At 66.8% G+C, this 274-nt stretch carries 1 protein-coding gene; it reads left to right on the top strand.

Annotation, left to right across the window (positions count from 1 at the left end):
* Nucleotides 1-274: AMP-binding protein (locus tag VK92_RS36075; protein ID WP_048026825.1), on the top strand; the 274-nt coding region annotated here is incomplete at both ends.

Below are 274 nucleotides of genomic sequence, written 5' to 3' on the forward strand. Positions count from 1 at the left end.
CGTACCCGTCGGCGTGCCCGGCGAGCTCTACATCGGCGGCGCAGGTGTCGCTCGCGGTTACCTCAACCGACCCGAACTCACCGCCGAGCGCTTCCTCTCTGATCCCTTCTCCGATCAACCCAACGCTCGCCTCTACCGCACCGGCGACCTCGTGCGATGGCTGCCCGACGGCAACATCGAGTACCTCGGCCGCAACGACTTCCAGGTCAAGATCCGTGGCTTCCGCATCGAGCTCGGCGAGATCGAGACCCAGCTCGCACTCCACCCCGGCGTG

Origin of the sequence: Burkholderia sp. LK4, from assembly GCF_001043615.1 — a bacterium.
Lineage (GTDB): Bacteria > Pseudomonadota > Gammaproteobacteria > Burkholderiales > Burkholderiaceae > Burkholderia > Burkholderia cepacia.